The organism is Streptomyces eurocidicus (assembly GCF_002891295.1).
GTDB lineage: Bacteria > Actinomycetota > Actinomycetes > Streptomycetales > Streptomycetaceae > Streptomyces > Streptomyces eurocidicus.
The window spans coordinates 286,324-296,784 of record NZ_LGUI01000013.1 but is presented as its reverse complement, the minus strand read 5'-3'; the positions used below and the strand labels follow the sequence as shown (position 1 = coordinate 296,784).

Annotated in this window: 10 protein-coding genes; 9 read left to right on the top strand and 1 reads right to left on the bottom strand. The window is 72.7% G+C overall.

The features are described 5' to 3' along the window. Window positions 1-388: 388 nt before the first annotated feature. Together AF335_RS32070 and AF335_RS32065 are read left to right on the top strand one after the other, a co-directional pair. Complete coding sequence (locus tag AF335_RS32070; RefSeq protein WP_102921915.1) at window positions 389-1,120, top strand: SseB family protein; 732 nt, start codon at window positions 389-391, stop codon at window positions 1,118-1,120. A gap of 115 nt (window positions 1,121-1,235) precedes the next feature. Continuing rightward, window positions 1,236-2,000, top strand: coding sequence for an MIP family channel protein (locus AF335_RS32065; RefSeq protein WP_102921947.1), 765 nt, complete (start codon window positions 1,236-1,238; stop codon window positions 1,998-2,000). 5 nt (window positions 2,001-2,005) lie between these two features. On the opposite strand, the gene AF335_RS32060 is transcribed toward AF335_RS32065, so the two are convergent. Beyond that, a complete protein-coding gene (locus tag AF335_RS32060; protein ID WP_102921914.1) occupies window positions 2,006-2,368 on the bottom strand; it encodes a DUF1844 domain-containing protein in 363 nt (120 codons plus the stop codon). A gap of 324 nt (window positions 2,369-2,692) precedes the next feature. Between AF335_RS32060 and infC the strand changes: the two genes are divergently transcribed. The 7 genes from infC (at window position 2,693) to pheT (ending at window position 10,271) form a co-directional block, all read left to right on the top strand. Beyond that, window positions 2,693-3,373: a translation initiation factor IF-3 gene (infC, locus tag AF335_RS32050; RefSeq protein ID WP_087928877.1), complete on the top strand. Its 681-nt coding sequence runs from the start codon at window positions 2,693-2,695 to the stop codon at window positions 3,371-3,373. Window positions 3,374-3,496: 123 nt separating this feature from the next. Continuing rightward, window positions 3,497-3,691, top strand: coding sequence for a 50S ribosomal protein L35 (rpmI, locus tag AF335_RS32045; RefSeq protein ID WP_071964711.1), 195 nt, complete (start codon window positions 3,497-3,499; stop codon window positions 3,689-3,691). A gap of 101 nt (window positions 3,692-3,792) precedes the next feature. After that, window positions 3,793-4,179 carry a 50S ribosomal protein L20 gene (gene rplT / locus AF335_RS32040; protein ID WP_102921913.1) on the top strand — a complete coding sequence of 129 codons (387 nt, stop codon included), beginning with the start codon at window positions 3,793-3,795 and terminating at the stop codon, window positions 4,177-4,179. 202 nt (window positions 4,180-4,381) lie between these two features. Further along, complete coding sequence (locus AF335_RS32035; RefSeq protein ID WP_102921912.1) at window positions 4,382-5,215, top strand: TrmH family RNA methyltransferase; 834 nt, start codon at window positions 4,382-4,384, stop codon at window positions 5,213-5,215. Window positions 5,216-5,254: 39 nt separating this feature from the next. Beyond that, window positions 5,255-6,427, top strand: coding sequence for a sensor histidine kinase (locus AF335_RS32030; protein WP_102921946.1), 1,173 nt, complete (start codon window positions 5,255-5,257; stop codon window positions 6,425-6,427). A 212-nt stretch (window positions 6,428-6,639) separates the two neighbouring features. Beyond that, window positions 6,640-7,761 carry a phenylalanine--tRNA ligase subunit alpha gene (gene pheS, locus AF335_RS32025; RefSeq protein ID WP_102921911.1) on the top strand — a complete coding sequence of 374 codons (1,122 nt, stop codon included), beginning with the start codon at window positions 6,640-6,642 and terminating at the stop codon, window positions 7,759-7,761. Then, window positions 7,761-10,271: a phenylalanine--tRNA ligase subunit beta gene (gene pheT, locus AF335_RS32020; protein WP_102921910.1), complete on the top strand. Its 2,511-nt coding sequence runs from the start codon at window positions 7,761-7,763 to the stop codon at window positions 10,269-10,271. Before pheS ends, pheT begins: the two co-directional genes overlap by 1 nt. Window positions 10,272-10,461 lie beyond the last annotated feature (190 nt).

The window sequence follows — 10,461 nt, the reverse complement described above, 5'->3', positions numbered from 1 at the left end:
CCGCGCGGAGGCCCGCCCCCGCACCGGTGCCACGCCCCGCGCAGCGGACCCGCCCGCGCAGCGGGAGACGGCGCCGCACGTGGTGGCAGGCAGCCGCCCCGGCAAGGGGTACGCGCCGCACGTGGCAAAGGGCAGAGGCCGTACGGCGACTTCCGCACCGGTGCCACGCCCCGCGCAGCGGACCCGCCCGCGCAGCGGGAGACGGCGCCGCACGTGGTGGCAGGCAGCCGCCCCGGCAAGGGGTACGGCGCCGCAGGTGGCATTGGGCCGGGGCCGTACGGCGACTTCCGCGCAGCGGGAAACGGCGCCGCGCCCGGCCGTGGACAGAGGCAAAGGACGTGCCACCCGGGCGCCGTACCCGGCAAACCCCGGCCGGTAGGCTCACCCCGTGCTGAAGAACATCCCGGACCCCGGTTTCTCCGACGACAACGGCTCGGCCGACCCCGCCCTCGCCGACGCGCTCGCCGCCTGGGCCGCGGATCCGGCCGCCGAGGCCGGGGTGCTCGCCGCGCTGCCCGGGGCGCGGCTGCTCGTTCCCGTGGTGGCCGTGCTCGGTGAGGTGGAGACCGGGGCGGACGGGCTGAAGCGCGAGAAGACCAGCGACATGGCCGTACCGACGCTCCAGGCGCCCGACGGGCGCAAGGCGCTGCCGGCGTTCACGTCCGTCGAGTCGCTGGCCCGCTGGCGCGCGGACGCGCGCCCCGTGGCGGTGCCGCTGCACCAGGCGCTGCAGGCGGCCGCGCACGAGAAGGCGGACACGATCGTCCTGGACATGGCGGGCCCGGTGCCGTACCAGCTGACCGGCCCGGCGCTGCTGGCGCTGGCCGAGGGGCGGGGGAGCGCCGACCCGCTGGCCGACCCGGCGGTGGCCGACGCGCTGCGCGCGGTGCTGGCCGCGGAGCCGGACGTGCTGCGGGCGTACCTCGGGCCCGCGCGGGACGCCGACGGGACGCTGGCGCTGGCGGTCGTGGAGGGCGCGGCGCGGCAGGAGGCGGTGCGGCGGGTCGCGACCGCGCTGGCGGCGGACGACGTGCTGCGGGCGCGGCTGGTCAGGGGCCTGGACATGGCCCTGCTCCCGGCGGGGGCGACGCTCCCGGGGGAGCCGCTCTTCACGCGCTGAGCCACCGGCCGACAGGCGGGCACCCGGGGATCGTCCGACAATGCGAAGACAGTCCACGAGATCCCCGGGAGGACCGATGGACGCCGTGAATCTGGGGTCTTTGCGGCTCGACCCCGTGCAGATACGAACCGTCGCGGCCGAGTTCCTCGGCACCGCGCTGCTGGTCTTCTTCGCCGTCGGCTCCGCGGTCCTCGCGGCCGACTACATCGGTGTGCTGGGCATCGCCCTGGCCTTCGGCTTCACCCTGCTGGCCCTGGCGTACGCGCTGGGTCCGATCTCGGGGTGCCATGTGAACCCGGCGGTGACGCTCGGGGTGCTGGTGGACGGGCGCATCACGCTCCGCACGGCCATCGAGTACTGGGTCGCCCAGCTGCTCGGCGGCATCGTCGGCGCGGCGGTGCTGTTCCTGCTGGCCAAGCAGGTGCCGGGGCTCAAGACGCACGGCGCCTTCGGCAGCAACGGCTACGGCGACCGCTCACTGGTGCACATCGACACCGGCGGCGCGTTCCTCGCGGAGGTCGTCCTGACCTTCCTGCTGGTCTTCGTCGTGCTCGCGGTGACCCACAAGGTGGCCGTCGTGGGCTTCGACGGGCTGCCCATCGGCCTGGCGCTCGGCGTGATCCACCTGGTGGGGGTGCCGCTGACCGGCACGTCCGTGAACCCGGCGCGCAGCCTGGGCCCGGCGCTCTTCGCGGGCGGCGGCGCGCTGTCCCAGCTGTGGCTGTTCCTCGTGGCGCCGCTGATCGGCGGCGTGCTCGCGGCCCTGGCGCACCAGCTGACCCATCCGAGGATGGGGCCGGCCAATCTGGCGGACGAGCTCTCGACGGCGTCGCGGCCGGGTGGCGTGAAGCCGGCCCGGCCGGACGCCCCCGAAGAGTGAGGGGCTCAGCCGAAGACGGGGCCGGTGTACTTCTCGCCGGGGCCCTGGCCGGGCTGGTCCGGGACGACCGACGCCTCGCGGAAGGCCAGCTGGAGGGACTTCAGGCCGTCGCGCAGCGGGCCCGCGTGGAAGTTGCTGATCTCGGTGGCGCTCGCCGTGACCAGGCCCGCCAGGGCGGTGATCAGCTTGCGGGCCTCGTCGAGGTCCTTGTGCGCCTCGCCCTCCTCGGCGAGGCCGAGGTTGACCGCCGCCGAGCTCATCAGGTGCACCGCGACCGTCGTGATCACCTCGACCGCGGGTACGTCCGCGATGTCACGGGTCATGGTGTCGAAGTCCGGCGTCTCGCCGGTGGGGGTCGCGTCGCTCATGGCGCCCACGATACGGCCCGGCGGCGAATCGGTTCGCCACGGGTTGGCACGCTACGTGTCACCGCTGCTATGGTTGTGCCACATGACCGGCTGGACACTCACGTGCCCGGCCCACAAGTGGAGGCTCCGTTCTCCCACCTGGTCGGCTTCAGGCCGGCAGGTCTCCGGTCAGGCGGCGCCCATCGTTCCGTACGGACGATGGAGCTGCCCGATATGCCCCGCGGATCGCACCGCGGCGTTCCGGTATTTATGGAGCCCCGCCTGTGTCCCGTCCGGGGCATTTTTTGTGCACCGGCGCGGTTGGTCTGACGAAACAGACGTTACGTGGCTGTCCGCCAGGCGGCCGCGTGGTGCTACCGAGGAGGATCCATCAGCGCCGAGCCCCGCATCAACGACCGGATTCGCGTCCCCGAGGTGCGACTTGTCGGTCCCAGCGGCGAGCAGGTCGGCATTGTGCCGCTTGCCAAGGCCCTGGAGCTTGCGCAGGAGTACGACCTCGACCTCGTCGAGGTGGCCGCGAACGCACGTCCGCCGGTCTGCAAGCTCATGGACTACGGGAAGTTCAAGTACGAGTCGGCCATGAAGGCCCGTGAGGCGCGCAAGAACCAGGCGCACACGGTCATCAAGGAGATGAAGCTCCGGCCGAAGATCGACCCGCACGACTATGACACCAAGAAGGGTCACGTCGTCCGGTTCCTCAAGCAGGGCGACAAGGTCAAGATCACGATCATGTTCCGTGGTCGCGAGCAGTCCCGGCCGGAGCTCGGCTACCGACTGCTGCAGCGTCTGGCGGAGGACGTCCAGGACCTCGGTTTCGTCGAGTCGAACCCGAAGCAGGACGGCCGAAACATGATCATGGTCCTCGGTCCGCACAAGAAGAAGACCGAGGCGATGGCCGAAGCCCGCGAGGCGCAGGCCGCCCGCAAGGCGGAGCGCCAGGGTGTTTCTGCCGCGGACGACTCCGCCGAGCAGGAGCAGTCCGCCGAGGAGCCCGCAGAGGCGTGATCCAGGGGCCTCGCCCCGCGGATCGCCCCCGGGGTTCGCCCCGGAAAGCAACCGAACACAGCTGACGCTTCCGTATGCCCGTCCGCGGGCCGGAGAAGCGCCACCGACGAGGAGATACGGCGCATGCCGAAGAACAAGACGCACTCCGGTGCCAGCAAGCGCTTCAAGATCACTGGCTCCGGCAAGGTCATGCGCGAGCGCGCCGGCAAGCGCCACCTGCTCGAGCACAAGTCGTCCAAGCTGACGCGTCGCCTCACCGGCAACGCCGAGATGGCCCCGGGCGACGCCAAGAAGATCAAGAAGCTTCTCGGCAAGTGACGCTCCGCGCCCCGTACCCACGGGGTGCGCGTCGGACCGGGACCCATTCGAATTCGGGCCGCGTGAGAACGCACCGCGGCCCCGCTACAAGGAGTTAACAAGTGGCACGCGTCAAGCGCGCAGTCAACGCGCACAAGAAGCGTCGGGCGATCCTCGAGGCGGCCAAGGGCTACCGCGGCCAGCGGTCGCGCCTGTACCGCAAGGCCAAGGAGCAGGTCACCCACTCCCTGGTCTACAACTACAACGACCGCAAGAAGCGCAAGGGCGACTTCCGTCAGCTGTGGATCCAGCGCATCAACGCCGCTGCCCGCCAGAACGGCATGACGTACAACCGCCTCATCCAGGGTCTGAAGGCCGCCAACATCGAGGTGGACCGCAAGATCCTGGCCGAGCTCGCGGTCAACGACATGAACGCGTTCGCCGCGCTCGTCGAGGTCGCGCAGAAGGCGCTGCCGGCCGACGTCAACGCCCCGAAGGCCGCCGCCTGATCCCGGCGCCCCCAGGCACCGACCGGACCCGCAGGCCCTCTGGCCTGCGGGTCCGGTTGCGTCCGGGCCCCGGCCCGCGGCCCGCCCGCACTGCCGGGCGGCCGACCCCGCCGCGCCGGATCCCCCACCATGACGGTGCGGACCGGCGGCGCCGAGACCGTTCGGCACCGGCGAGCACGTCCCAGCAACCGAAAGTGAGCCCATGGCGGCCCCCGAGCTGACGTCCCTGCGATCGCCCCGTGTCATCGCGGCCCGCCGTCTTACCAAGCGCAGCTTCCGCAGCAAGGAACGCCGGTTCCTGGCCGAGGGGCCGCAGTCCGTCCGCGAGGCCGTCGATCACCTCATCGAGGTGTATGTGACGCCGGACGCCGCCGAGCGGCACGCGGACGTCGTGACCGCCGCCCGTGAGGCCGGGGTGCCCGTGCTGATCGCGACGGACGAGGTCATCGCGGAGATGTCCGACACCGTCACCCCGCAGGGCATCGTCGGCCTGTGCCGCTTCCTGGACACGCCCTTCGAGGAGATCCTGGCCGGCCGGCCCCGGCTCGTCGCCGTCCTCGCGCACGTCCGGGACCCCGGGAACGCCGGTACGGTGCTGCGCTGCGCGGACGCCGCCGGCGCGGACGCCGTCGTGCTGACCGACGCCTCGGTGGACCTCTACAACCCCAAGTCGGTCCGTGCCTCCGTCGGCTCCCTCTTCCACCTGCCGGTCGCCGTGGGCGTGCCCGTCGAGCAGGCCGTGCGCGGCCTCCAGGGCGCCGGGGCGCGGATCCTGGCCGCCGACGGCGCCGGGGAGCGCGACCTGGACGCCGAGCTGGACCAGGGCACCATGGGCGGCCCCACCGCCTGGATCTTCGGCAACGAGGCATGGGGCCTGCCCGCCGAGACCCGGGCCCTGGCCGACGAGGTCGTCAGGGTGCCGATCCACGGAAAGGCCGAGAGCCTGAACCTCGCGACGGCCGCCGCCGTGTGCCTCTACGCCTCCGCCCGTGCGCAGCGTGCACCCGGAGGGTGCCGCTCCGTGACCTTCAGCTAGTAGGGTTGCCCCCCGGGGGCTCGGGAGGGGGTGCGGATGATGAACGTCAGGACTTCCGGAAGCGTGGCCGACGCCTGTCCGGCCGCTTCCCCTGACACCCACGGTGTCAGCGACGCCCGAGGGGCCCGCGAGGCGCCCCTGCCGGGGCTCGGCGGCCTCGGTCTCGACCCCGACGACCTGCCCGACGGCCTGGTCGTCGCCGATGAGAACGGCCGGGTGACCTGCTTCAACGCCGCCGCCGCCCGGATCACGGCCGTGGCGCCCCGCGAGGCCCTCGGCCGCTCCCTGGAGAGCGCCCTGCCCTTCGAGGACCTGGAAGGCCGCCGCTGGTGGCCGCTGACCGACCCGTACGGCGGTCTGACCACCCGGATCGGCCAGCCGGAGCGCAATCTCCTGCTCCCCGGCGGCCGTGAGGTCCTCGTCTCCGCCCGCTACGTCCGCGAGCGGCCGAACGGCCCGGTGCGCCGGCTGGTCGTCCAGCTGCGCGGCACCGAGGCCCGTCGCCGGACCGAGCGCAGCCACGCCGAGCTGATCGCCACCGTCGCCCACGAGCTCCGCTCGCCGCTGACGTCCGTCAAGGGCTTCACGGCGACGCTGCTCGCGAAGTGGGAGCGGTTCACCGACGACCAGAAGCGGCTGATGCTGGAGACCGTCGACGCCGATGCCGACCGGGTCACCCGGCTGATCGCCGAGCTGCTCGACATCTCCCGGATCGACTCCGGCCGGCTGGAGGTCCGCCGCCAGCCCGTCGACGTGGTCGCCGCCGTCCGCCGGCACATCCAGGCGTACACCGCCGCCGGGCAGCCCGAGGAGCGCTTCCGGGTCGAGGTGGAGGATCCGCTGCCGGATCTCTGGGCCGATCCGGACAAGATCGACCAGGTGCTCGGCAACCTCCTGGAAAACGCCGTGCGCCACGGCGCGGGAACGGTCACCATAGCGGTGTCCCCGGCGCTGACCAAGGCCCGGACCGAGGGCACGGCGGTCACCGTGAGCGATGAGGGTCCCGGCATCCCGGAGGAGTCCATGAGCCGTGTCTTCACCCGCTTCTGGCGGGGCAGCAAGCGCGGCGGCACCGGCCTGGGGTTGTACATCGTCAAGGGCATCGTCGAGGCCCACGGCGGGACGATCACCGTGGAGCGGGCGGTGCGCGGTGGCGCCCAGTTCCGGTTCACGCTGCCCGTGGGCGCCCCCGCCTTCCTCACCCAGGGCTGAGACGGGGCCGGGACAAGCGGGAGCCGAGGAGGGGGGAGAGGCGCCCGGGCGCGGCCCGTGGGCCCAGCCCACCACGCGCGCCCTTTAGACTCGACCTTTGGCACCTTTGGCACGACCTTGGCACCCATCTGATGGGCAAGCGCCGCCGGCGAAGCGAAGCCTGGGGGCACCTCCCAGCGGTAGCTGGCAGACAATCGGAAGCACGGGAAGAGATGTCCGCACCCAATAAGTCGTACGACCCTGTCGAGGTCGAGGCACTGAAACCGGAAGAGCTCGAGCGCATGCGGGACGAGGCGCTCGCCGCCTTCGCCGGCGCCGCCGACCTCCCCGCCCTCCATGAGGCGAAGATCGCCCACACCGGTCCCACGTCGCCGCTGTCCCTGGCGAACCGCGAGATCGGCGCCCTGCCGCCGCAGGCCAAGGCCGAGGCCGGCAAGCGCGTGGGCATGGCCCGCGGCGCGGTCAGCAAGGCCCTCGCGGCCCGCCAGGCCGAGCTGGAGGCGGAGCGTGACGCCCGCGTGCTCGTCGAGGAGGCCGTGGACGTCACACTGGCCTACGACCGCGCCCCCGCCGGCGCCCGGCACCCGCTGACCACGCTCTCCGAGCGCATCGAGGACGTCTTCGTCGCGATGGGCTACGAGGTGGCCGAGGGGCCCGAGGTCGAGGCCGAGTGGTTCAACTTCGACGCGCTGAACTTCGAGCCGGACCACCCGGCCCGTGCGATGCAGGACACCTTCTTCGTCCAGGACAAGCAGGGCAAGGCCGACTCCGGCGTCGTGCTGCGCACCCACACCTCCCCGGTGCAGGTCCGCACGATGATCGACCGTGAGCCGCCGGTCTATGTGATCTGCCCGGGCCGCGTCTACCGCACGGACGAGCTGGACGCCACCCACACCCCGGTCTTCACCCAGGTCGAGCTCCTCGCCATCGACGAGGGCCTCACCATGGCGGACCTCAAGGGCACCCTGGACCACATGGTCCAGGCGCTCTTCGGCACGGGGATGTCCACCCGGCTGCGGCCGAACTACTTCCCGTTCACCGAGCCGTCCGCCGAGATGGACATGCAGTGCTACGTGTGCCGCGGTGAGTCGGTCGGCAACCCCGACCGCCCCTGCCGCACCTGCTCCAGCGAGGGCTGGATCGAGCTGGGCGGCTGCGGCATGGTCAACCCCCGGGTGCTGGTCGCCGCGGGCATCGACCCGGAGAAGTACAGCGGATTCGCCTTCGGGTTCGGCATCGAGCGCATGCTGATGTTCCGCCACAACGTTGAAGACATGCGAGACATGGTCGAGGGTGACGTGCGCTTCACCCGGCCGTTCGGGATGGAGATCTGATGCGGGTCCCGCTTTCTTGGCTGCGGGAATACGTCGACCTGCCGGCCGGTGAGACCGGTCGGGACGTGCAGGCCAAGCTCGTCGCCGCCGGCCTGGAGGTCGAGCGCGTCGAGCAGCTCGGCGCGGGTCTGAAGGGCCCCCTGGTCGTCGGCCAGGTCCTCACGATCGAGGAGCTGGAGGGCTTCAAGAAGCCCATCCGCTTCTGCACGGTCGACGTCGGCACGGCCAACGGCACCGGCGAGCCCCAGGAGATCGTCTGCGGCGCCCGCAACTTCTCCGTCGGCGACAAGGTCGTCGTGGTGCTCCCCGGCGCCGTCCTGCCCGGCGACTTCGCGATCGCCGCCCGCAAGACGTACGGCCGCACCTCGCACGGCATGATCTGCTCGGGCGACGAGCTGGGCATGGGCGACGACGGCACGCACGGCATCATCGTGCTCCCGCAGGAGTACGAGCCGGGCACCGACGCGATCGAGCTCCTGGAGCTCGTCGACGAGGTCCTCGACATCGCCGTCACCCCGGACCGCGGCTACTGCCTGTCGATGCGCGGCGTGGCCCGCGAGGCCGCCACCGCCTACGGCCTGCCGCTGCGCGACCCGGCCCTGCTGGACGTCCCGGCGCCGAACTCCTACGGCTACCCGGTCAAGGTCGCCGACCCGGCCGGCTGCTCCCGCTTCACCGCCCGCACCGTCACCGGTGTCGACGCGGAGGCGCGCTCCCCGATCTGGCTCCAGCGCCGCCTGCAGAAGGCGGGCATGCGCCCGATCTCGCTCGCGGTCGACGTCACCAACTATGTGATGCTCGAGCTGGGCCAGCCGCTGCACGCCTACGACCGGTCCCGGATCGACGGGGCGATCGGCGTGCGCCGCGCCGAGCGCGGCGAGCGGCTCACCACCCTCGACGGCACCAAGCGGACGCTGCACCCCGAGGACCTGGTGATCACCGACAACCGCGGCCCGATCGGGCTCGCGGGTGTGATGGGCGGCGCCGAGACCGAGATCGGCGACCACGCCGCCGGCCAGGGCTCCACCGAGATCGTCGTCGAGGCCGCGCACTTCGACGCCGTCGCCATCGCCCGGGCGGCCCGCCGCCACAAGCTGTCCTCCGAGGCGTCCAAGCGCTTCGAGCGCGGCGTCGACCCGAACGCCGCCTCCGCGGCGGCCCAGCGCACCGTCGACCTGCTGGTGCTGCTGGCGGGCGGCACCGCCGAGGCCGGCGTCACCGAGATCGTCGCCCCCAGCGGGCCGCGCACGATCTCGATCAGCGCCGACCACCCGGACCGCGTCGCCGGTGTCCCGTACGGCCGGGAGACCGTCGTCCGCCGCCTCCAGCAGGTCGGCTGCGACGTCTACGGGCAGGACGAGCTCATCGTCACCGTGCCCAGCTGGCGCCCGGACCTCACCGACCCCAACGACCTCGCCGAAGAGGTCATCCGCCTGGAGGGCTACGAGAACCTGCCCTCCACCCTGCCGAGGCCCCCGGCCGGCCGGGGCCTGACCGAGCGGCAGCGCCTGCACCGCCGGGTCGGCCGCGCCCTCGCCGGCGCCGGCTATGTCGAGGCGCTCAACTACCCCTTCGTCGGGGACGCCGCGCTCGACCAGCTCGGCCTGGCCGCCGACGACCCGCGCCGCACCGTGGTGCGCCTGGTCAACCCGCTGGCCGACACCGAGCCGGCGCTGCGCACCACGCTGCTGCCGGGTCTGTTCGCCGCCCTGCGGCGCAACGACGGCCGTGGCGGGCACGACCTCGCGCTGTTCGAGACCGGTCTGGTCTTCCGGCCGACCGGCGACGAGCCGGCCGCCGTCCGGCTGCCCGTCGACCGCCGCCCGACCGACGAGGAGATCGCCGGCCTGAACGCCGCGCTGCCCCGGCAGCCGCGCCGGGCCGCCGTCGTCCTCGCCGGCTCCCGCGAGCTGGCCGGCTGGTGGGGCCAGGGCCGCCGGGCCACCTGGGCGGACGCGGTCGAGGCCGGCCGCACGGTCGCCCGTGAGGCCGGGGTGGAGCTGATCGTCCGCCAGGACCAGCACGCGCCGTTCCACCCGGGCCGCTGTGCCGCGCTGCTCGCCGTCATCGACGGCCAGGAGGTGTTCGTCGGCAGCGCCGGTGAGCTCCACCCGCGCGTCACCAAGGCGTTCGGCCTGCCGGAGCGCACCTGCGCCATGGAGATCGAGCTCGACCTCCTGGAGCGGGCGGGCACCGGCCCCGTCCAGTCCCCCCGCGTCTCCGCCTTCCCGGTGGCCACCCAGGACGTCGCGCTCGTCGTGGCCGCTTCGGTGCCCGCGGCCGACGTCGAGGCCGCGCTGCGGTCCGGCGCCGGTGAGCTCCTGGAGTCGCTCCGCCTGTTCGACGTCTTCGTCGGCGAGCAGCTCGGCGAGGGCAAGAAGTCGCTGGCGTACGCGCTGCGGTTCCGCGCCGCGGACCGCACGCTGACGGCCGACGAGGCATCGGCCGCCCGCGACGCCGCCGTCGCCTCGGCGGTCGCGCGCACGGGCGCGGTGCTGCGAGGGGCGTGAGCCGTCGGGTCCTCGGGACCCACCCGGTGGCGGGAGCCACCGACCGAGGGGCGCATCCGGTTCACCGGGTGCGCCCCTCGCGCGTGCCATCGTCCCTGAGTGTCCGAATATCACTCAATAGGGTGGAATTGAAGGGTCAAGTCGTTACTCGGCGCTGAGTGCTCGCGAGAATTGAGCGCGTCATTGCTGC